Raw genomic sequence first — 21,765 nt, forward strand, 5'->3', positions numbered from 1 at the left:
CTTGTGTCGTCGACGTCGGCGGCTGGGCTGCTGGAGGCTTACTCCAGATAGTCGCGAAGCGACTGCGACCGCGACGGGTGGCGCAGCTTGGCCATCGTCTTCGACTCGATCTGGCGGATGCGCTCACGCGTCACACCGAAGGTGTCGCCGATCTGGTCGAGCGTCTTCGGCATGCCGTCGCCGAGACCGAAGCGCATGCGGATCACGCCTGCCTCGCGCTCGGAGAGGCTGTCGAGCAGCGATTCGAGCTGCTTCTGCAGCATCGTGAAGCCGACCGCGTCGGCCGGGACGACCGCCTCGGTGTCTTCGATCAGGTCGCCGAACTCGCTGTCGCCGTCTTCACCCAGCGGGGTGTGAAGAGAGATGGGCTCGCGGCCGTACTTCTGCACCTCGACGACCTTCTCGGGCGTCATGTCGAGCTCGCGCGAGAGCTCTTCGGGGGTGGGCTCGCGACCGAGGTCTTGCAGCATCTGGCGCTGCACGCGGGCCAGCTTGTTGATGACCTCGACCATGTGCACCGGGATGCGGATGGTGCGTGCCTGATCGGCCATGGCACGGGTGATCGCCTGACGGATCCACCACGTGGCGTAGGTCGAGAACTTGAAGCCCTTGGTGTAGTCGAACTTCTCGACTGCACGGATCAGACCCAGGTTGCCCTCTTGGATGAGGTCGAGGAACTGCATGCCGCGGCCCGTGTAGCGCTTGGCGAGGCTGACGACGAGGCGGAGGTTCGCGCCCAGCAGGTGGCTCTTGGCACGCTGTCCGTCGCGCGAGACCCACCGCAGTTCGCGCTCGAGCTCTTTGGAGAGCCCGGTCGAGTTCTGCAGCTTGTCTTCGGCGAACAGGCCCGCCTCGATGCGCATGGCGAGCTCGACCTCTTCGGCCGCGTTGAGCAGCGCGACCTTTCCGATCTGCTTGAGGTAGTCCTTGACCGGGTCGGCGGTGGCGCCGGTGATGGTGGAGGAGTAGACCGGCACCTCGTCGTCGTCGTCCTGCGAGATGACGAGGGCGCCCGTGGGCAGCACCTCGTCTGCCGCCTTGACGGCCTCGCCCTCGGAGTCGTCGGTGTCGGTCGCCTCGGCGTCGGGGGTCTCGACGGCGTCGTCGGTCTCGACTTCGGCGGTGTCGGCCACGGCGTCGTCGTCTTCGTCGTCAGCGGAGGCCTTCGCCGACTTCTTGGCCTTGGCGGGCGACGCCTTGGCCGTGCCGGCGGCGGCCTTTTTGGCCGGCGCTGCCTTGGCAGGAGCCTTCTTAGCGGGCGCCTTCTTGACGGCCGTCGCCGTGGCGGCGGTCTCGTCGACGGTGTCGTCGTTCGTCGTGAGGTCTGCGGTCTTGGTGCGAGTAGCCATGGGGTGCACCTTTCACTCGGGGCTGTCGCGCCTCGGGTGAGGAGGCGCCTGTCTGCCCTCGGCCAACCTGTCCAAGGGCATAACTAGGACCCATGTCAAGCCCCCGGCGTTTCACCAGGGACAGGAACGGGTCCGTACGTAATTATTGCACGAGCCGGGCCGACCTGTTTACAAGACCTGTCGAATCCTGGTATTGACGGTCGGATCGGGGCACAACACTCAGGAAGCAGAACCGAGACGGCCCCCTGTCTATTCCGCTCGGTCGCTACTCCGCTCGGTCGTCAGCTGATCGACGGGCCGGGCTCGTCGTCGCCGCGGCGCGAGAGGAACTTCTCGAGCTCGGCCGCCAGCGCGTCGGCGCTCGGCACCTGGCCGTCGAGGCCGATGAGCGGCGACGGCAGCGGGTTGCCCTCCATGTAGGTGTCGTGACGCTCTTCCAGGGTCTGCACGAGACGCGAGAGCTCGTGGTTGGTCTGCACCTGCTCATCGACCTTCGAAAGGAAGTCGCGGCCCTCGTCGCGGAGACGGTCGGTGGGGAAGATGAGGCTGGTCGCGGCGCTGATGCTCGACAGGGCGGCGACGGCGGCGTCGGGGAACTCGGTGTCGGCGAGGTAGTGCGGCACGAGCAGGACGAAGCCGGCCGTGGGATGGCCGGTCGCGGCGAGCTTGTGCTCGACGAGGTGGAGCGCGTTCGCCGGAGCCTGAGTGGTCGGCTTCCAGACCGAGAGCGACTCGATCAGGTCGACGCGGTTGCCGCTCACTGTGACGCCCAGCGGGCGAGTGTGGGGCACGGGCATGGGGATGGCCTGCACCCAGGTGGTCGACTTCACGGCGTAGCGCTCGATCAGCTGCAGCACCGCCGCGGTGAACTGCTGCCAGCGGAAGTCGGGCTCGAAGCCCGACAGCAGGAGGAACTGCTGGCCGATCTCGTCTTTCATCAGCGAGAGGGTGAGGCTCGAGGCCTCGTACTCGGCGATGTGATCTTGGTCGAAGGTGATGATCGGGCGGCGGGCGCGGTAGTCGAGCAGGGTGTCGACGTCGAACGTCGCGACGACGTCGCCGTCGAGCGTGTCGAGCATGTACTGCGTGAGCTGCGCGACGGTGCTGCCGGCGTCGGCGAAGCCGGTGAGGCCCGCGACGAGCGGGAGCCCCGCCGGGATGCCGTCGGCCGACGGCTCTAGCTCGTACAGGTCAGCAGGATCGGACATGCCTTCAATGCTAGGCACGGCGGCTCGAAGCCACGCCACCGTGTCGGATGCTGACAGCGAACATCGCGGGAGGGGACCGTCCGCTCGGTGGATAGCATCGATGCCATGACAGTGCCCCAGCTATCCGTGCTCGCCCCCGTCGATCTCTCCTCCCCCGCCGACGTGCTCGTCCTCGGCGTCGTGCCCGCCACGGGCGGGGCCGACGCCCCGACTCTTCTGGCCGACGCGCCCGATCTGCAGGCGCAGCTCGCGGCCATCGGCGTCTCCGGGGGCCGCGACGAGCTGACGCGGCTGCCGGCCGGGGCGCTCGGGAGTGCCGACCTGCCGGCGAGCACCTCCGTCGCTCTCATCGGTCTGGGGGGCGCACCCTCGGTCGAGACGCTTCGCTACGCTGCAGGATCCGCCGCCCGCCAGCTGGCCGGGCAGGCTCGCGTCGCGCTCGCCCTTCCGGTGTCGGGCGACGACGAGGCCCTGGCCGTGCTGGAGGGCGCCGCCATCGGCGCGTACGCCTTCGACTCGTACCGTCACGCGTCGGCTGCCGACTCGAAGGCCGCCGTCAGCGACGTCGTCCTTCTCACCGAGACGGCGGTTGCCGACTCCGTGGTCGCCCGGGCTGCAGCGGTCGCGACGGCCGTGCACACGGTCCGCGACCTCGTGACGACCCCTCCGATCGACCTGCCGCCGGCAGCGCTGGCCGATGCGACCGTGCGTCTCGCCGAGGGCAAGGACGTCACGGTGACCGTCCTCGAGGGCGACGAGCTCCGCGAGCAGGGGTTCGGCGGCATCGTCGGCGTCGGGCAGGGCTCGGCACGCCCGCCCCGCCTCGTCAAGGTCGCCTACTCGCCCGAGGGCGCCACCAAGCACCTCGCTCTCGTCGGCAAGGGCATCACCTACGACACCGGCGGGCTGTCGCTGAAGCCCGCGGGCAGCATGGTCGGCATGAAGTACGACATGACCGGCGCCGCCACCGTCATGGCCGTCACCCTCGCCGCCGCCGAGCTGCGCCTGCCGGTGCGGCTGACCGCGTGGCTGTGCATCTCCGAGAACATGCTCGGGGCCGATCCGATCCGACCCGACGACGTCCTGACCATCAAGAACGGCACCACGGTCGAGGTGACGAACACCGACGCCGAAGGGCGTCTCGTGCTCGCCGACGGCCTCTCGGCCGCGTCCGAAGAGCAACCGGATGCGATCATCGACGTCGCGACCCTCACCGGCGCGCAGGTCGTCGCGCTCGGCATGCGCTACGTCGGTGTGATGGGCACCGACGACTTCGCGCCGCGCGTGGTCGAAGTGGCCGACGCCGCGTCCGAGCCGTTCTGGCGGGTGCCGCTCGCGCCCGAGCTGCGCCAACGCCTCAAGTCGGACGTCGCCGACCTCGTCAACGCCACGCCTGGCAACAGCGCCGCGGGCATGCTGCTCGCCGGCGTCTTCTTGAAAGAGTTCGTGGGCAAGAAGGTGGGCACCGACGAGCTGATCCCCTGGGCCCACCTCGACATCGCGGGGCCGAGCGAGAACAAGGCCGGAGGCTACGGCTTCACGACCAAGGGCGCGACCGGCATCACTGTGCGCACCCTGATCGACCTGGCCTCCGCGTTCTGAGCGGCGTACTAGGGTAATGGAGGCGGGAAAATCCGTCTTCTTGGCAGGGGTGCGCGGCCCGACAACCGGCCGCCGTCCTGACCGATCGCACGAAGGAGTTGCTGGGTGTCAGAGCAGAACTATGACGTCGTCATTCTCGGTGGAGGCAGCGGCGGATATGCCGCGGCACTGCGTTCCAGTGAATTGGGCTACTCGGTGGCCCTGATCGAGAAGGACAAGGTCGGCGGCACCTGTCTCCACCGCGGCTGCATCCCCACGAAGGCCCTGCTGCACACCGCCGAGGTGGCCGACGTGTCGCGCGAGTCGGCGAAGTACGGCGTCAACACCGACTTCCACGGCATCGACATCGCGAACGTCACGACGTACCGCCGCGACATCGTCGAGCACAAGTACAAGGGCCTGCAGAGCCTCGTCAAGGCGCGCGGCATCACGACGATCGCCGGCGAAGGCAAGTTGACGTCCCCCTCGACGATCCAGGTCGGTGACGACACCATCACCGGCAAGAACATCATCCTGGCGACCGGCTCGTACTCGCGCAGCCTGCCCGGCCTCGAGATCGGCGGCCGCGTCATCACGAGCGAGCACGCTCTCGAGCTCGACTACATCCCCCAGCGCGTCGCGATCCTGGGCGGCGGCGTCATCGGCGTCGAGTTCGCCAGCGTCTGGAAGTCCTTCGGCTCCGACGTCCAGATCATCGAAGCGCTCCCGCACCTCGTGCCCAACGAGGAGGAGTCGGTGTCGAAGCAGTTCGAGCGCGCCTTCCGCAAGCGCGGCATCAACTACTCGCTCGGCATCCGCTTCCAGAGCGTCACGCAGGACGACAGCGGCGTGCACGTCACGCTCGAAGACGGCAAGACCTTCGACGCCGACATCCTGCTCGTGGCGGTCGGGCGCGGCCCGGTCACCCAGGGCCTCGGATACGACGAGGTCGGCATCACGATGGACCGCGGCTTCGTCCTCACGGACGAGCGCCTCCACACCAACGTCGAAGGCGTCTACGCCATCGGCGACATCGTGCCCGGCCTCCAGCTCGCCCACCGCTCCTTCCAGCAGGGCATCTTCGTCGCCGAAGAGATCGCCGGGCTCTCGCCCGTCGTCATCGAAGACGCGAACATCCCCAAGGTCACCTACTCCGACCCCGAGGTCGCGTCCGTCGGCCTCACCACGGCGAAGGCCACCGAGAAGTACGGTGCCGACAAGATCTCGTCGTACGACTACAACCTCGCCGGCAACGGCAAGAGCTCGATCCTCGGCACGGCCGGCTCGGTCAAGGTCGTCCGCGTCGTCGACGGCCCGGTCGTCGGCGTCCACATGATCGGCGCCCGCGTCGGCGAGCTCGTCGGCGAAGCACAGCTCACCGTCAACTGGGAGGCCTACCCGGAGGACATCGCGCCGCTGATCCACGCGCACCCGACCCAGAACGAGGCGATCGGCGAGGCGATGCTGGCCCTGGCCGGCAAGCCCCTGCACGCGATGTAACACAGTCTTCTCACTTCCCCACACAAGAACAGTTTTCTAAAGGAGTCCCCCTGATGAGCGAATCCGTCAACCTCCCGGCACTCGGCGAGAGTGTCACCGAGGGCACGGTCACCCGCTGGTTGAAGAACGTCGGCGATCGTGTGGAGGTCGACGAGCCCCTGCTCGAAGTCTCCACCGACAAGGTCGACACGGAGATCCCGTCGCCCGTCGCCGGTGTGATCGAAGAGATCCTGGTGCCCGAAGACGAGACCGTCGAGGTCGGCACTCCGCTGGTGAAGATCGGCGACGGCACCGGCGCCGGCTCGAGCGACTCCGCCCCCGATGCCGAGGCGCCTGCCACCGGCCCCGCCTCCACGGACGACCAGCCCGCCGCCGAGTCGAGCGAAGACTCCGAGGGCTACGAGACGCCGTCACCGGCCGACGAGGCTCCCGCCGAGGTGCCGTCGTCCGCTGCCCCCGCACCCGAGGAGGCCGCCCAGGCTGCTCCCCCGGCTCCGGCTCCGGGCGTCGACCCCGCGCCCGCGGCCCCCGCCGCGCCGGCTCCTGTCGCCGCTGCGCCGGCTCCTGCCGCTGCTGCCCCGGCCGCGCCCGCCCCGGCCGCTCCTGCTGCTCCCGCCCCCGCTTCGCCCGCCGCTCCCGCCCCGGCAGCTGCTGGCGGCCCCGTCGGTTACGTCACGCCGCTGGTGCGCAAGCTCGCCAACGAGAAGGGCGTCGACCTGTCGACCGTCTCGGGCAGCGGCGTCGGCGGTCGCATCCGCAAGGAGGACGTCCTCGAAGCCGCTGAGGCCGCCGCCAAGGCGACGCCCGCTGCCGCACCGGCCGCGTCGGCTCCTGCCGTCGCGTCGAAGTACGAGCCGCTGCCCGTCTCCGACCTGCGTGGCACGACGGTGCCGATGACGCGCCTCCGCAAGGTCGTCGCGCAGCGCGCCGTCGAGTCGATGCAGCAGACGGCCCAGCTCACCAGCGTGGTCGAGGTCGACGTCACGAAGGTCGCGAAGTTCCGCGACGCCGTGAAGGGCGACTTCCTCGCGAAGACCGGAAACAAGCTGTCGTTCCTGCCGTTCTTCACGCTTGCCGCGGCCGAGGCCCTCCAGGCCTACCCGAAGCTCAACGCGACCGTCGACGGTGACTCGATCGTCTACCCGGACACCGAGAACGTCTCGATGGCGGTCGACACAGAGCGCGGCCTCCTCACCCCGGTGATCAAGAACGCCGCGACGCTCGACCTCGCCGGGCTCGCCGCCTCGATCGCCGACCTGGCCGGCCGCACGCGCGACAACAAGCTGACCCCCGACGAGCTCTCGGGCGGCACCTTCACGGTGACCAACACGGGCTCGCGCGGGGCGCTCTTCGACACCCCCGTCGTGTTCCTACCCCAAGTCGCCATCCTGGGCACGGGCATCGTCGTCAAGAAGCCGGTGGTCATCACGGCCGACGGTTCGGAGTCGATCGCGATCCGCTCGATGGTGTACCTCGCCCTGTCGTACGACCACCGCATCGTCGACGGCGCTGACGCCGCTCGCTTCCTTGTCGCGGTGAAGAACCGCCTCGAGGGCGGCGACTTCCAGGGCAAGCTCGGCATCTAGATCAGTCATTGATCGCCGCTGGGAGCGATGCTCCGCAGCCGCCAACCGGCCTCCGTTCTCGTCACGAGAACGGAGGCCGGTCGGTCGTCCGGCCCGGTCGCCGCGTAGAGCGAGGAGTCGCCGAGCCGGTTGACGACAGCCCCGACGGACAGTTCGCGCGGCAGGTCGTCGAAATGGTCGGGCGACGCGACCGCCTCGGCATCCTGCGCCAGAAGCGGCGAGTCGGGCTGGTCGACGCCGGCTAGGCAGTCGGCGTCGAGGGCTTTGAGGCACGCGGCGCGGAGCGTCACGAGCAGTTTCACGGCGCGGTCGGTGTCGTCGCCGGAGAGGACGGCGCCATCGCCGCTCGGCGATCGGGTGGATGCCGGGCTCGGGGTGCTCGTCGGCCGGCTCTGACCGGCCACGGTCGGCGGGTCGGGTGAGGCGGAAGGGATGGCGGCGGCCGGCGTGCTCGCCCCGGTCGAGCCCGTGGGCCCCGACAGCAGCACCACCGCCCCGATCGCCGAGGCCATGAGGGCGCCTGCCGTCACCCACGCTCGAGGGCGCACCTCGCGAGCGGATCGTCGAAGCCGAGCGAGCAGACCGCCCGGCCCCAGCAGTGCCGAGACGAGCCGAGACGAGCCTAGAGACGACAGCCCGGGCGACGCGCTCGACGATGCTCCGCCCGAGTCGAGGGAGGCGCCCAGCTGCACCTCACTGGGCGGCCCGGCAGGCACCGCCGCCGGGCGCCGCGGGAGACCGCTCAGCGGCGAGGGCGGCGCCAGCTCGAACACGGCCTCGATCCACTCGTCGACCCCGGGCAGGTCTCCCCCGGCGGCTCGCGTACACAGCTCACGCAGCGCCTCGATGGTCGCCGCGTCACCACCCCCGGTGGCGTCGAGCACAGGCCGCACGAGTCGTGCGGCAGCCCCTCGGGCACCGCCGGGAGGCCGAACGAGTCGCTCGGGCCCGCGAGCGGGCGCAGCGCGCAGCCCGACGAGCACCGGAGCACCCCGAACGTCGAACAGCACCTGATCGAGCCCGAGCCGAGCGGTCAGGTCGATCTCAGTCACCCCGTCGAGCCGCCGGTGGGCCATGTGCCGCAGCGCGCGCAGCAGCGGCACCAGCAGCGTCACCGCCTCGCCAGCCGAGACCCTCCCGCGGGTCGCGAGCCATGACTCGGCGGTGCCGACCGACAGTTGGGGCAGAAGGATGCCGAGACCCTCGCCCGTCTCGACCACGCCCCGAAGCGACACGACGTGCGGGTGGTCGAGCGAGGCGAGCGCCGCCGCCACGGCGAGAGCCCGCTGCCGGCCTCCGTCGCCCGGATGGAGCGCGACGCAGGTCGGATCCTGCGCCGCATCGACGGCGGACAGCGCGGCAGGGAGCCACTCGAGCACGCGGAGGCGCGGGCTCTGGGCGAGGAGGAGGCCGGGGCGGCCGACGGTCGAACGGGCAGGCATGCGCCGAATGATGCCGGATCAGGCACTCGCTGGCGCGGGCCTGAGGCGCGATCTGTGGAGTACTGCGCTCATGGCGAACCTGGGGAGGAGTCGACTGGGCCGGTATGCCCGTATCCTAGAGACCATGGCACGCAACACACCCGCAGAGAGCTCGTCGTCGACCCCTGCAAAAGAGCCCGGCCGCTTGAAGCAGATGTGGCAGGTCTTCAATATGACCCGCCGATCCGACTCGACGGCGATCTGGTGGATGATCGCGGCGTTCGCCGTTCCGGTCATCATCGGTCTCGCGTTGGCGTTCACGATCGGCCGCTCGACCATCATCAACATGGTGCTCTACATCATCGTCGGCGTCATGGCCGGCGTGCTGCTCTTCATGGTCGTGCTGGGCCGCCTGGCCGAGCGCGCAGCCTACTCGCAGATCGAGGGGCAGCCCGGTGCCGTGGGCGCGGTGTTCAAGAGTGGCCTCCGCCGCCAGTGGCGCGCCAGCGAGATGCCGGTCGCCGTCAACGGTCGCAGCCAGGCCGCCGTCTATCGCGCTGTCGGACGACCCGGCGTCGTGCTCGTCACCGAGGGCACCCGCGGGGCGACCTCGAAGATCGTCGAGGAGGAGAAGCGCAAGGTCGCGCGCATCACCCCCGGCGTGGCGATCACCGTGCTGAGCGTCGGCCCGGATGCCGACTCGATCCCCCTGCACAAGCTGGCTTCGCGGATGAACCGCGTCAAGAACAAGAACATGATCGGGCGCAACGAAGTGCTCGCCGTGTCGAACCGCCTCGACTCGCTCGGTCAGAACAAGCTGCCGATCCCCAAGGGCGTCGACCCGATGCGCGTGCGCTCCGGCCGACCGCGCTGATCGACCCGTCACACGACGAACGCCGCTGCTCTCTCGGGAGCAGCGGCGTTCTGCGTTTCAGCAACCAGGTCGGATCCTGATGGGGTCAGATTCTGACGAGAAAGGTGTCGACGGCGCGATCGTGCAGCCCGCGCTGGTCGCGGTCGTAGATGACCGCCGGTACGACGAGACAGAGCAGGAACGTGCGGATCAGGGGCTTCCACCAGACGAGGCGACCACCGCGCGCCGGCACGAGGCGCAGCCGCACGATCAGGTGCCCGGGGCTGCCGCCGATCAGAATGAGGAACAGCGCCTGCTCGACGAAGAACACTCCCAGCGTCGCGAACGAGTTGTAGTGGAAGAAGGCGATCGAGATGACGACGGCGATCGCCCAGTCGATGAAGATGGCGATGAGCCGACGCCCGAACCTCGCGATGGAGCGCGGGCCGGTCTGAGGCAGGCCGAGATCGTGACCCGGCCACGGCGGGCGCTCTCGGGGGGCGTCGGGGAAGGGTGGCGGGGCGGAGCTGGACATGATGACGAGCCTATCGACGCTGTATGAGACGCCCGGTCGAGGGCGACCCGTAACATCCTCGAAACATTGGTGTCACGGGGCCGAAACGGCCCCTCAATAGCCTCATGACTGGAGGCGTCCCGCTTTCGCCCACGTTCCACGCCCATTGGAGATCCTCGCGTATGTTCACAGACTCTTCCGAGGTGCTGAAGTTCATCAAGGACACTGACGTCAAGTTCCTTGACATCCGCTTCACCGACCTTCCCGGTGTCCAGCAGCACTTCAACATCCCCGCCTCGACCGTCGACGAGGAGTTCTTCTCCGTCGGTCAGCTCTTCGACGGCTCTTCGATCCGCGGCTTCGCCTCGATCCACGAGTCCGACATGCAGCTCATCCCCGACGTCACCACGGGCTACGTCGACCCCTTCCGGGCCGAGCGCACGCTGATCCTGGTCTTCGACATCTTCAACCCCCGAAACGGCGAGCTCTACTCGCGCGACCCGCGTCAGGTCGCCAAGAAGGCCGAGCGCTACCTCGCCTCGACCGGCATCGCCGACACCGCGTTCTTCGCCCCCGAGGCCGAGTTCTACGTCTTCGACGACGTTCGCTACGAGGTCAAGCAGAACGGCTCCTTCTACTCGGTCGACTCCGAAGAGGGCGCCTGGAACACCGGCCGTGCCGAAGAGGGCGGAAACCTCGCCAACAAGACGCCCTACAAGGGCGGCTACTTCCCCGTCTCACCCGTTGACAAGACGGCCGATCTCCGCGACGACATCAGCCTCAAGCTGATCGAATCGGGCCTCATCCTCGAGCGCGCCCACCACGAGGTCGGCACCGGCGGTCAACAGGAGATCAACTACCGCTTCGACACGATGGTGCACGCGGCCGACGACATCCTCAAGTTCAAGTACATCGTCAAGAACACCGCCGAGCTCTGGGGTAAGGTCGCCACCTTCATGCCGAAGCCCCTCTTCGGCGACAACGGCTCGGGCATGCACACCCACCAGTCGCTGTGGAACGGCGGCACGCCGCTGTTCTACGACGAGAACGGCTACGGCGGTCTCTCCGACATCGCCCGCTGGTACATCGGCGGCCTGCTCAAGCACGCTCCGTCGGTGCTCGCCTTCACGAACCCGGCGATCAACTCGTACCACCGCCTGATCCCGGGCTTCGAGGCTCCCGTCAACCTGGTCTACTCGGCCGGCAACCGCTCGGCTGCCATCCGCATCCCGATCACCGGCACGAACCCGAAGGCCAAGCGCATCGAGTTCCGCGTGCCCGACGCGGCGTCGAACCCGTATCTGGCGTTCGCCGCTCAACTGATGGCCGGGCTCGACGGCATCCAGAACCGCATCGAGCCGCACGAGCCCGTCGACAAGGACCTCTACGAGCTCCCGCCCGAAGAGGCCAAGAACATCCCCAGGTCCCGGCTTCGCTCGATGCCGCGCTGCTGGCCCTCGAAGACGACCACGAGTTCCTGACCAAGGGCAACGTGTTCACCGAAGACCTCATCGAGACGTGGATCTCGTACAAGCGCGAGAAGGAGATTCTGCCCATGGCGCAGCGTCCCCATCCGTTCGAGTTCGAGATGTACTTCAGCGTCTAAGCCCCGCTGCCGCCGGATCATCGGCCCCGCCCTCCCCGGAGGGCGGGGCCGTCGTCGTCTCCGGGCCCGGGCCACGGTGACCCTAGAGCCGCGCTGCCCCCGGGAGGATGTTGCTCTTGGGGAGGAACTGCGGCCTTTGCGGGAGGAGATCTGCTGGCCCATCTACGAACGGGGAGGACCTAAGCCGCTGCGGAGCGCGGCGGGAGGAAGTCTTATCGCCGCTTCCTCCCGAAATGGCCGATCCTCCCGAGAGACTTCCTCCCGAGAGTCGGCCGACCACGAAAGTCCCTCCCCCCCAACGCACTTCCTCCGCAGCGGCGCCCTCGTTCTCTCCACGAGCATCTGAGCCTGACCTTTTCGGCTCAGCCGGAACGCCCGGGCGGTGAGGGCGTGCCGAAAAGGTAAGGGGTTGCTGGGCCCAGCCTGCGGAGGGACCCGGGGCGGAAGGACCAGGGGCGGCAGGATCACCAGGGTCAGGCGAGAAGACGGAGGGCAGCGACGGCCTCGTCCAGGGCGTCGGCGAGGTCGACGGCGCCGTCGGCGAGCCAGCGCTGCGCGGCGACGTTGAGAGCGGCGACGGCGGAGGCCGCGACGACCGCGGCCTCGATCGGCGAAGACCGGCGCGAGAGCAGGGCGGCCTCGAGCTTCGCCGCCCAAGAAGCGAGCTTCGCCAGCTCTCGTTCGCGCAGCTCGGGGCGGCCCGAGACGATTGCTTCGCGCACCACGAGTGCGTCGCGCCGCGGCGCCAGGTCGGCGACGACGCAGGCGAGACCGGCGAGGACGGCTTCCCGGACGGGCTCGTCGGCGGCCCTCTCGGCAGTGGCACGAGCGAGCACGTCGCCCAACTCGTCCGACCCGCCGAACAGCACTTCGCGCTTGTCGGCGTAGTAGCGGAAGAACGTCCGCTCGGTCAGCCCCGCGCGCACGGCGATGGCTTCGACGGTGGTCGAGGCGAAGCCGTCGCGCGTGTACAACTCGACCGCGGCGGCTCGCAGGCGGTCGGCGGCGTCGGTCGGTCGGCGTCCCATGACGTCAGCCTATCGATTTGTGACAGCCGCTGTCGCAATGTGCGTAGAATTGCGACAGCGGCTGTCACAAACCGGCCGCGAAAAGGAGACTCATGAGCACGGACGGAATCGACGGCAAGGTCGTGGCGATCACCGGCGCGAGCAGCGGGATCGGCGAGTCGATCGCGATCCTGCTGGCCTCGAAGGGCGCGAAGGTCGTGCTAGGCGCGCGCCGCGAAGAGAAGCTCGACGACCTCGAGGGCAGGATCCGAGACGCAGGCGGCGATGCCGCATCGATCGTCACCGACGTACGGCGCCGCACGGACGTCCAGGCGCTCGTCGACCTCGCGCAAGAGCGGTTCGGCCGGCTCGACGTGCTGGTGTCGAACGCGGGCATCGGCCCGATCAGCCCGCTCGACGCCCTTGCGGTCGACGAGTGGGAGGACATGGTCGACATCAACGTGAAGGGTCTGCTCTGGGGTATAAGCGCTGCGCTGCCCGTCTTCCGGGCCCAGAAGGCCGGGCACTTCGTCAACATCCTGTCGACGGCGGGCATCAAGATCGTCCCGACGATGGCGGTCTACGCGGCAACCAAGAACGCCGGTCGCACCATCACCGAGGGCCTGCGCCAAGAGTCCGGCGCCGATCTGCGGGTCACGGGGATCTCGCCGGGCATGATCGACACGGGGTTCACCGACACCATCTCGAACCCCGAGACGCGGGCCGCTCTGGCCGACCAGATGGCCATGGCCATCCCACCCGAGGCGATCGCCCGCGCCGCGCTCTACGCGATCGAACAGCCGGCCAACGTCGACGTCGGCGACATCGTGATCCGCTCGACCGCCCAGGGCTGACCCCTCCCGACCCTCACCTTTTCGGCGCAATCTGATCCCCTGGGCGGTCAGGACGTGCCGAAAAGGTAAGCGCCGGCAGACCAAAGGAGCGCCGCACCCCTCCGCGGGTACGGCACTCCGGCTGGTGGAGCCTGACGCGGGATCAGGCGGGCAGCGACACTCAGGCGGGCAGCGACACTCAGGCGGGCAGAGCAGAGCCTTCCAGCACGCGGCGCTGGCGGGCGACGGTGCGGCCGCCGAGCGGTCGCACCTCCCAGCCGGCAGCCGACCACACCTCGCTGTCGAGCGCGTTGCGGGCGTCGAGGACGACGGGGTTCGCAGCGAGCTCGGCGAGGTGCATGGGGTCTGCGTTCACGAAGACGGGCCACTCCGTGAGCAACAGGACCACATCGGCGTCCGTGACGGCCTCGTCGATGCTGTCGGCGAACGAGAGAGTCGGGAAGCTGCGCTGCGCGGTGGTCGACGCCTCGGGGTCGACGACGAGTACCTGGGCCCCACGAAGGTGCAAGGCGGCGGCCACGTTCAGGGCGGGCGAGTCGCGCACGTCGTCCGTGTCGGGCTTGAACGCGGCGCCCAGGATCGCGAGCTTGCGGTTGAGCACGGAGCCCCCGCACGCGTCGATCGCCTGGTCGATGACCCGCTGGCGCTGCAGCATGTTGATCTCGTCGACCTCCTGCATGAGGCCGACGACGCGCGAGGCGCCGAGCTCGTTCGCCCGCGACATGAGGGCGCGGATGTCTTTGGGGAGACAGCCGCCACCGAAGCCGAGGCCGGCGTTCAAGAACTTCCGCCCGATCCTGTCGTCATGGCCGAGCGCGTCGGCCAAGACGCGCACATCGGCGCCGGCGACCTCGCAGAGCTCGGAGATCGCATTGATGAACGAGATCTTCGTGGCGAGGAAGGCGTTGGCCGACACCTTGACGAGCTCGGCGGTAGCCAGGTCGCACGAGATGACGGGCGTGCCGGTCGAGATCGGAGCCGCGTAGATCTCGCGCAGGATCGCCTCGCTCTTGGCGTCGGTGCCGCCGAAGACGATGCGGTCGGGGGTGAGCGTGTCTTCCACCGCGTGAGCCTCACGAAGGAACTCAGGGTTCCAGACGACCTGCGTCTCGATGCCGTCGGGCTTCGAGTCGGCCACCAGCTTGCGGAGGCGCGCGGCGGTGCCGACGGGCACGGTCGACTTGCCCACGATGATGCCGTCGTGGCTGAGCGACTCTGCGACGGCCTTGGTGGCGGCCTCGACGTAGCTGAGATTGGCGGCGTGGCTCCCTCGGCGCTGCGGCGTGCCGACGCAGATGAAGTGCACGTCGGCCACCGAAACGGCGTCGGCCAGGTCGCTGGTGAATCGCAGGCGGCCGGTACCGACATGCTCGAGGATCAGCTCGGGCAGGCCGGGCTCGAAGAACGGCACGCGACCGGCGCTCAGCGCCTCGACCTTCGACGGATCGGTGTCGACGCCGATCACGTCGAAGCCCATCTCAGCCATGGCTGCAGCGTGGGTGGCCCCGAGGTAGCCGGTGCCGATGACGCTGATCACGGGCTTGAGGCCCGGGGCAGGAGGGCTGCTCGCGGTCTCGACGGCGGGTGTGGCGTCCTTCGTGGGCTTCTTGGGAGTGCTCATGGTGTGCTCCTGAAAGATGAAAGATGAAGTGGGAACGGTGGTGCGAAGGCCGGCTACGGGGTGCCTAGGTCGTAGCCGATGTCTTTGCGGGCGATGCCGGCTTTGAAGGCGGCGATCGACGACGACGACGAGTTGATCCGCCAGTCGTTCGTGTATTGGATGCCGCTGGTGCTGGAGGTGACGGTGTGGTTGAACCAGTCGAACCCGATGATGTCGCTGTTGGCCGGGAGGGACAGGTTCTGGAACAGGTCGGTGATCCACTTCGACTTCTGCCCGCCTATCTCGCTGGCTCCGATCTCGGCGAGGATGATCTTCTTGCCCGGTGCGATGTCTCGCAGCTGCTTGAGGGTGAGCGTGAAGGTGTGGTCGAACGAGTAGGTCTCACCGCTCGAGTAGGGCGGGCGGAGGTAGGCCGACATTCCGACCCAGTCGACGTAGTTCGTGCCCGGGTAGAAGCTCTTCGTGTAGGACTCCTCCTGGAAGCCCGACGTCGCGCTGAGGTTGTTGACGCGGTTCGGCGCCCAGACCCACGCGACCAGGTTGTTGGCTCCCTGGGCCTGGAAGATGTCGTGTACGTGCTGCCACATGGCCACGAACTCCGGCCCGCCGGTGTTGCCGTTCGTGCCGTTGCCCCAGGGGTACCAGTTCGCGTTCATCTCCTGGTCGAGGCGGATGGCCATGGGCTGGCCGTTCGCGACGATCGCCTTGGCGTAGGCAGTGATGTAGGCGTCGAAGTTGCCCTTGGTGATGTTCGCCAGGGAGTATGCCGTGAGGTCCTGGCCGGGCGTGTTGACCGAAGGCTGCGTCTCCCAGGTCATCATCGGCAGCTCGCCCTTCGCCCACGACGACTGCACGGCGTCGGCGCGGAAGGGAGCGTCGAACCCCTGGAAGTAGCCGCTGACGTTCGGCTCTGCACCGACGTCGCTCGCCACCTCGTTGGAGTCGGAGAAGCTGAAGGGCGACTGATCGGTGTAGAGGCCGAAGTAGCGCGACGTCGGGTTGATGATCGATGCGAGCGAAGGCGTCTGGACGGCCACCGGACCGTTGGGCTTGGTCGTGGCCGGCGGGGGCGCGGTAGTGACACCCGATGCCGGCGTGGTGGTGGTCGCGTCACCGGAGGAGGCGATCGATGACGACACACCCGACCCGTGGGATCCTGCGGCCAGCTGCGACTTGTAGGACGCGACCTGGCCCTCGGCCTTCGACTCGGCGGCCTTCGCCTTGGAGAGCGACGCCTGGAGGGCCTTGGCCTTGCCGAGGGCGGCGTTGAGCTGGGTCTGCTGCGAGGTGAGCTTGGCCGTCTGGGTCGACATCGTCGACTTCATCGAGACCAGTTGGCTCAGCAGGTTGGACTTCTCGGTCTTGAGCTGCTGATTGGTCGAGATCGGCTTGACGGCGTCGCCGACGAGCTTCCGCACCGGGCTGTCACTCGGTGACAGCCAGACGATCATCGAGATGAGGGCGAGCAGGACGACGATCGCAGTGGCGCCCATGGCGGTGCGGCGGGTGTTGCGCTTTCCGGTGGACCAGAACGCCCCTGTCTTCAACGGGGTGATCAGGGTCTCGCCGTAGCGGCTAGACGTGTGGTCAGACAATGAAGAGAGCCTCCAGGACGAGGATCGCAGCACCGATGAGGTACGGCCATCCGGCTTTGGGGTTGAGCCTTCGGCGCGGTGGCGCCTGAGGTGCAGGGGCGTTCACAGCGCGGGCGCTGCGGCGGCTCTTGACGAGCACGGTGCCCTGCTCGGGGTCGGTGGCTGTGCCGAAGTCGAAGAGCGTGTCGATCGAGGGTTCGCCCTGGCTGCCGTCGAATGCGGCTCGCCCCTCGTCGAACTGGGCCTCGAGGTCGTCGATGCCGGTGATTGCCGACTCCAGCTCGCGCTGCTCGACCACGTCGTGCACCTCTTCGGTGACGACGCCGCCGGTGTAGGCGCCCGCCCGGGTGCCCCAGCCGGCCGAGTGGCCCATGCGGAAGAAGCCGAGGATGCGGATCGGCATCAGGAAGAACGTCGACACGATGATGAAGACCGGAAGGCGGAAGAAGTCGCCCGGCTTCTCGGACAGGTGCCGCATCTGGCGGATGGCCATGCTGAGCACCGACGAGGCGATCATCAGGCAGACGATCGCTATCACGCCCGACTTGAAGCCGTAGTCGTGCAGGATGCCGATGTAGAGGTTCGTGCCGCGGTGGGTGAGGCCGTCGAAGATCCAGCCGCCGACGACGCCGAGGAGGACGAACGGCAGGACGATGTCCATCGCGAAGAAGAACGCGAGCATCGGGGCGTGCGCCAGCATCCACGGCATCATGCGAAGGGTGTTGTACTGGCTGCCGCGAGCCCAGCGCAGCTGCTGCTTGAAGAGTTTCTTGATCTGCAGCGGGGCGTCCGTGTAGACGAGCGACGTGTACTGGTAGACGGTGCGGTAGCCCTCTTTGAGCGTGAGGTTCGTCAGCGTGCGGTCGTCGGAGACCTCGAGGAAGACGCCCATGAACTTCTCGGTCATGAACTTGTCCATCACGCGCACGAGGATGTCGCGGCGGAAGGCGATGGTGCGGCCCGGGAGGCAGCCGATCTGGCCGATGACGCTCTGCGCCGGCATCGAGTAGAGCGCGCGGCTGTTCTCGAGCCAGTCGGCCCAGCGGGTGATCCACGAGCGCTCGGGCTCGAGGATGCGCTGGCGGGTGGTGACGCCGCCGACGTTCGCCTCGGCGAACGGCTTGACGAGCTCGGAGAGCGTGCCGGGCGTCCAGACCGTGTCGGAGTCGACCAGCACGGTGATGTCGCCCGTCGAGAGCTCGGTGCCGATCATGACGGCGTTGCGCTTGCCCGGGATCGGCGTGTGCGTCCAGGTGACGAGCGGCGCGAACTCCTCGCAGATGGCCTGCAGAACGGGGTTCGGTTTGCCGTTGATGACGACGATGATCTCGCCGGGGCCCTGTTCGACCATGCGGCCGATCACGTCGCGGAAGAGGTCTTCGGGCTCGTCGACCACGGGGACCACCACGCTGGTGGTGCCGGTGAACGTCCCCGTGAAGGGACGGTAGTTGCGGCTGATCACGACCTTGATGACCCAGAGGACCCAGATCATGATCGAGTAGACGCTGAAGAGGTACACCTGGGGGTGACCGTTGACGAAATGGCGGATTTGGAGAATGAACGTTAACACGATGTCGCCTCGCGGAGGGAGTAGAGGACGGCTTCCGCATCATTGGGGAATCGGGCGTTCGGGTAGTTGAATTTGTAGTCGATTCATTTCGACCTCACAACGAGGGCCACTCGCACTGGGGGCGTTCACGACCCTGGGGTACAGAAATGTCCTCCGATTGGTGTCGTGCGAAATGCCGACCGGAGTTCGGGTCGTACCAAGGGTGTCAGGTGTCGCTTGAGGGCGTCGCGAATGGGCATCGGATGTCGCTCGGTGGCGATTTGCATAATCCCTGTTCAGGGGGTCCTTCTGGACCACCTGGGTGGGTGCGGGTGCCGGTGGCCGCGGGAGTGACTCGCCACAGGAGTCACAAAGGCCTCATGTTTCTGGCGACATGCCCTCGTAACCGGGGCGTCACACTGACCGGGGTACGGTCACTCAGAACGGGGTACGTTCAACATTTCTCGGCCGGGCGACCGAACGAGCGCGTTCTTGGGCGTGTCGCACAGGTCAGGCGCGGGGCTCGGGAGTCTCCTCGACCCCGTAGAACCCCACCTCGAAGACGTGACGGGCTCGCCTCGTCGTCGCCAGGTAGTCCTCTTCGAGATCACTGGCCGAGCTCGGCGGGTATTCGAGCAACCGTGCCACGGCTTCGAGCTGACGTCGGTCGGTGGGCAGGACATCGCTCGTGCGCGACGTCCAGAGCATGACGGCCGAGCGGGCACGGGAGGCGATGATCCAGGCGTCGCGCAGGCGCTGGGCGTCGGGCGGGGTGACGAGCCCTGCATCCTGCGCCGCCTGGAGGGCCTTGAGAGTGGAGGGTGTGCGGAGACCCGGCACGGACGCCGCGTGCTGCAGCTGCAGCAGCTGCACGTACCACTCGACGTCGCTCAGCGAGCCGCGGCCGAGCTTGAGGTGGCGCGACGGGTCGGCGCCCTTGGGCAGACGCTCGGCCTCGACGCGGGCCTTGATGCGCTTGACCTCGCGGGCGTCCTGCTCGGAGAGACTCGTCGGGTAGCGGACGGTGTCGGCCAGGGTGGTGAAGTCGGCGAGCAGGGCGTCGTCGCCGACAGCCCCACGCGCGCGCAGGAGCGCCTGGGCCTCCCAGGTGAGCGCCCAGCGCGAGTAGTAGGCGGTGTACGCGTCGAGCGAGCGGACGACGGGCCCGTTCTTGCCTTCGGGGCGCAGATCGGCGTCGAGGTCGAGGGGCACCAGCGGGTCGTCGGTGAACCGGTGGAGGTCGGCCACGATCTGGGTCGCGCGCTGCTGGGCCGTCGCGTCGTCGGCTGCGGCCCGGTACACGTAGAGGATGTCGGCGTCCGAGCCGAAGCCGAGCTCTTCACCGCCGTACCGACCGAGGGCGATGACGCCGAATTCGAAGCCGGGGGCGTCGCGCCCGCGCCGCGCGAGCCGGAGGGCGCCGCTCAGTGTGGCGGTCATCACCGCTGACAGGCCGAGCCCGAGCTCTTCGATGCTGATGACGCCGACGATCGCACCGAGGGCGATGCGCAGGATCTCGCGGCGCCGGGCCGTCCGCAGGGTCTGGGAGGCCTGCACCGCGTCGTCGTGTCGAGCCACCGTGGCTCGGGCCTCGGCGACCAGCGCCTCCTCGGTGCGCGGCCGGAGGTCGTCGTCGTCTTCGAGCCACGATGCCGCCTCGGGGATGCGCTCGAGCAGGTCGGCGACGAACCGCGAGCTCGACAGCACGGTCGTGAGGCGCTGCGCGGCGCCCGACGAGTCGCGCAGCATCCGCAGGAACCAGTACGACTCCCCAGCCCGTCGCTCAGGCGCCGGAACGCCAGGAGCCCGAGGTCGGGGTCGGTACCGTCGGCGAACCACTGCAGCATGGCCGGCAGGAGGTGCCGCTGGATGTTGGCTCGGCGCGACACTCCCGTCGTCATGGCGCGGATGTGGCCGAGCGCGCCAGCCGGATCGCGGAATCCGATCGCGGCGAGGCGGGCGACGGCCGAGTTCGTGGTGAGCGCGAGCTCTTCTTCGGGGCGGCGCGCCACGGCCGTCAGCAGCGGCCGGTAGAAGAGGCGCTCGTGCAGGCGTCGCACTCGACGGCGGATGGCGTGCCAGTGCTCGAGCAGACCGTCGGCCGACGTCGCGAGCCCGGAGGCGCGGGCGAGGATGCGGAGCTCGTCACGGTCGGTCGGCATCAGATGCGTACGCCGCATGCGGGACAGCTGGATCCGGTGCTCCAACAGGCGCAGCTCGCGGTAGTCGCGGTCGAACTCGGCCGCCTCGGCCCGCCCGACGTAGCCCTCGGCGACGAGAGCCCCGAGAGCGCCGAGGGTCGAGCGCTGCCGGATGGACGGGTCGCCCTGGCCGTGCACGAGCTGCAGGAGCTGGATGGTGAACTCGATGTCACGGAGCCCGCCGGGCCCCAGCTTCAGCTGGCGATCGACCTGGTCGGCCGGGATGTGCGCGGTGACGCGCTCGCGCATCTTCTGCACCGACTCGACGAAGTTCTCGGTCGATGCGACCGACCAGACGAGGGGCGCCAGCGCGTCGAGGTAGGCCCGGCCGAGGTCGGCGTCGCCGGCGATCGAGCGAGCCTTGAGGAGGGCCTGGAACTCCCACGGCTTCGCCCAGCGCTCGTAGTAGGCGACGTGGGAGGCGAGCGTGCGGACGAGCGCGCCGTTCTTGCCTTCGGGGCGCAGGTTCGCGTCGACCTCCCACAGCGGCTCTTCGGGGGCGAGGTCGGAGAGCGTGCGGGTGGCGTGCACGGCCAGCCGGGTGGCGACCTCCACGGCACGGTCGGTGCTGAGGCCGTCTGCCGCCTCGGCGACGAAGATCACGTCGACGTCACTGATGTAGTTGAGCTCGCGCGCCCCGGCCTTGCCCATGGCGATGATCGCGAGACGGGTGCGCTCGACCTCGTCGGCGGGGAAGGCGACCTCGCGACGAGCCACCTCGAGCGCCACCTGGAGGGCGGCGCCGGCGAGATCGGCGAGGGCCGCGGCGACCACGTCGAGGCCGGCGACGGCGTCGTAGAGCGACAGGTCGAACGCGGCGAGGCAGACGAGGCACTCGCGGTAGGCGACGCGGACGGCCGTTCGCGCGTCGTCGCCGACGAGATCGCCGGTGGCCTGTTGAAGGTCGCGCTCGTAGTCGTCCTGGTGCGGCACCGTCCAGACCTTGCGCCGCAGCACGTCGAGCGACTCCGGGCGCCGGAGGAGGAAGTCGGCCAGGCCCTCGGAGGCACCGAGCACGAGCATCAGGCGGTCGCCGGGGCGCTCGTCGGAGGCCGTGGGGCTGGGATCGGACGCCGCGGCCAGCAACTCGGCCACCCGCTCCGGCACGCGCTCGATCAGGCGGCCGAGGCGCACCAGGGCCCGGTCGGGGTCGGCGCTCTTCGACAGGGCGTCGAGGAAGGCCGGCACCAGGGGCTGCTGCTCGGCGAGCTCGTCGAGCAGATCACGGCTCGCCCGCAGGTCGGCGAAGCCGAAGCGGGCCAGGTCGGTCAGCGCCGTTGCGGAACGTGGCATCGCGCTGGTCCTGTCGAAACGGTTCTG

Annotated in this window: 13 protein-coding genes and 2 pseudogenes; 6 read left to right on the forward strand and 9 right to left on the reverse strand. The window is 68.7% G+C overall.

Annotated elements, in window-relative coordinates; translation table 11 throughout:
* Positions 1-38: 38 nt before the first annotated feature.
* Entirely contained in the window at positions 39-1,349 is a 1,311-nt protein-coding gene (locus AX769_RS13395; RefSeq protein ID WP_066280180.1) for an RNA polymerase sigma factor, read from the reverse strand.
* 281 nt (positions 1,350-1,630) lie between these two features.
* Complete coding sequence (locus AX769_RS13400) at positions 1,631-2,557, reverse strand: proteasome assembly chaperone family protein (RefSeq protein WP_066280182.1); 927 nt, start codon at positions 2,555-2,557, stop codon at positions 1,631-1,633.
* Between the two features lie 105 nt (positions 2,558-2,662).
* Between AX769_RS13400 and AX769_RS13405 the strand changes: the two genes are divergently transcribed.
* The 3 genes from AX769_RS13405 (at position 2,663) to sucB (ending at position 7,224) form a co-directional block, all read left to right on the forward strand.
* A complete protein-coding gene (locus AX769_RS13405; RefSeq protein ID WP_066280183.1) occupies positions 2,663-4,159 on the forward strand; it encodes a leucyl aminopeptidase in 1,497 nt (498 codons plus the stop codon).
* A 105-nt stretch (positions 4,160-4,264) separates the two neighbouring features.
* On the forward strand, positions 4,265-5,638 hold the full coding sequence (gene lpdA / locus AX769_RS13410) for a dihydrolipoyl dehydrogenase (protein ID WP_066280185.1): 1,374 nt from the start codon (positions 4,265-4,267) through the stop codon (positions 5,636-5,638).
* Between the two features lie 53 nt (positions 5,639-5,691).
* Complete coding sequence (gene sucB, locus AX769_RS13415; protein ID WP_066280186.1) at positions 5,692-7,224, forward strand: 2-oxoglutarate dehydrogenase, E2 component, dihydrolipoamide succinyltransferase; 1,533 nt, start codon at positions 5,692-5,694, stop codon at positions 7,222-7,224.
* 5 nt (positions 7,225-7,229) lie between these two features.
* On the opposite strand, the gene AX769_RS13420 is transcribed toward sucB, so the two are convergent.
* A complete protein-coding gene (locus tag AX769_RS13420) occupies positions 7,230-8,666 on the reverse strand; it encodes a hypothetical protein (protein WP_066280187.1) in 1,437 nt (478 codons plus the stop codon).
* Between the two features lie 124 nt (positions 8,667-8,790).
* On the opposite strand from AX769_RS13420, the gene AX769_RS13425 reads away from it, so the two are divergent.
* A complete protein-coding gene (locus AX769_RS13425; RefSeq protein ID WP_066280190.1) occupies positions 8,791-9,519 on the forward strand; it encodes a DUF4191 domain-containing protein in 729 nt (242 codons plus the stop codon).
* Between the two features lie 85 nt (positions 9,520-9,604).
* On the opposite strand, the gene AX769_RS13430 is transcribed toward AX769_RS13425, so the two are convergent.
* Positions 9,605-10,033 (reverse strand): RDD family protein, encoded by a 429-nt coding sequence (locus tag AX769_RS13430; protein ID WP_066280192.1) that lies wholly within the window; start codon positions 10,031-10,033, stop codon positions 9,605-9,607.
* Between the two features lie 161 nt (positions 10,034-10,194).
* Between AX769_RS13430 and glnA the strand changes: the two are divergent.
* Positions 10,195-11,618, forward strand: a pseudogene (gene glnA / locus AX769_RS13435) (type I glutamate--ammonia ligase).
* 473 nt (positions 11,619-12,091) lie between these two features.
* On the opposite strand, the gene AX769_RS13440 reads toward glnA, so the two are convergent.
* Complete coding sequence (locus AX769_RS13440; RefSeq protein WP_066280195.1) at positions 12,092-12,646, reverse strand: TetR family transcriptional regulator; 555 nt, start codon at positions 12,644-12,646, stop codon at positions 12,092-12,094.
* 92 nt (positions 12,647-12,738) lie between these two features.
* Between AX769_RS13440 and AX769_RS13445 the strand changes: the two genes are divergently transcribed.
* Entirely contained in the window at positions 12,739-13,479 is a 741-nt protein-coding gene (locus AX769_RS13445) for an SDR family oxidoreductase (RefSeq protein WP_066280198.1), read from the forward strand.
* A gap of 178 nt (positions 13,480-13,657) precedes the next feature.
* Here AX769_RS13445 and AX769_RS13450 read toward each other — a convergent pair whose 3' ends face one another.
* The 4 genes and pseudogenes from AX769_RS13450 to AX769_RS13465 all read right to left on the reverse strand — a co-directional run bounded on the left by AX769_RS13450 (position 13,658) and on the right by AX769_RS13465 (position 21,738).
* Entirely contained in the window at positions 13,658-15,100 is a 1,443-nt protein-coding gene (locus tag AX769_RS13450; protein ID WP_066280200.1) for a UDP-glucose/GDP-mannose dehydrogenase family protein, read from the reverse strand.
* Positions 15,101-15,153: 53 nt separating this feature from the next.
* Positions 15,154-16,695 carry a glycosyl hydrolase gene (locus tag AX769_RS13455; protein ID WP_082763808.1) on the reverse strand — a complete coding sequence of 514 codons (1,542 nt, stop codon included), beginning with the start codon at positions 16,693-16,695 and terminating at the stop codon, positions 15,154-15,156.
* On the reverse strand, positions 16,688-18,265 hold the full coding sequence (locus AX769_RS13460; protein ID WP_066280203.1) for a glycosyltransferase: 1,578 nt from the start codon (positions 18,263-18,265) through the stop codon (positions 16,688-16,690). Before AX769_RS13460 ends, AX769_RS13455 begins: the two co-directional genes overlap by 8 nt.
* Before the next feature lie 489 nt (positions 18,266-18,754).
* A pseudogene (locus AX769_RS13465) lies at positions 18,755-21,738 on the reverse strand (bifunctional [glutamine synthetase] adenylyltransferase/[glutamine synthetase]-adenylyl-L-tyrosine phosphorylase).
* Between the last annotated feature and the right edge of the window lie 27 nt (positions 21,739-21,765).

The organism is Frondihabitans sp. PAMC 28766 (genome assembly GCF_001577365.1).
Classification (GTDB): Bacteria; Actinomycetota; Actinomycetes; order Actinomycetales; family Microbacteriaceae; genus Frondihabitans.

Excerpts from the sequence above, each read along its gene's own strand:
- AX769_RS13395 (WP_066280180.1), bottom strand. The coding sequence starts at position 1,349 with ATGGCTACTCGCACCAAGACCGCAGACCTCACGACGAACGACGACACC.
- AX769_RS13450 (WP_066280200.1), bottom strand. The coding sequence starts at position 15,100 with ATGAGCACTCCCAAGAAGCCCACGAAGGACGCCACACCCGCCGTCGAG.
- AX769_RS13440 (WP_066280195.1), bottom strand. The coding sequence starts at position 12,646 with ATGGGACGCCGACCGACCGACGCCGCCGACCGCCTGCGAGCCGCCGCG.
- AX769_RS13445 (WP_066280198.1), top strand. The coding sequence starts at position 12,739 with ATGAGCACGGACGGAATCGACGGCAAGGTCGTGGCGATCACCGGCGCG.
- AX769_RS13400 (WP_066280182.1), bottom strand. The coding sequence starts at position 2,557 with ATGTCCGATCCTGCTGACCTGTACGAGCTAGAGCCGTCGGCCGACGGC.
- sucB (WP_066280186.1), top strand. The coding sequence starts at position 5,692 with ATGAGCGAATCCGTCAACCTCCCGGCACTCGGCGAGAGTGTCACCGAG.
- AX769_RS13430 (WP_066280192.1), bottom strand. The coding sequence starts at position 10,033 with ATGTCCAGCTCCGCCCCGCCACCCTTCCCCGACGCCCCCCGAGAGCGC.
- AX769_RS13420 (WP_066280187.1), bottom strand. The coding sequence starts at position 8,666 with ATGCCTGCCCGTTCGACCGTCGGCCGCCCCGGCCTCCTCCTCGCCCAG.
- AX769_RS13405 (WP_066280183.1), top strand. The coding sequence starts at position 2,663 with ATGACAGTGCCCCAGCTATCCGTGCTCGCCCCCGTCGATCTCTCCTCC.
- AX769_RS13425 (WP_066280190.1), top strand. The coding sequence starts at position 8,791 with ATGGCACGCAACACACCCGCAGAGAGCTCGTCGTCGACCCCTGCAAAA.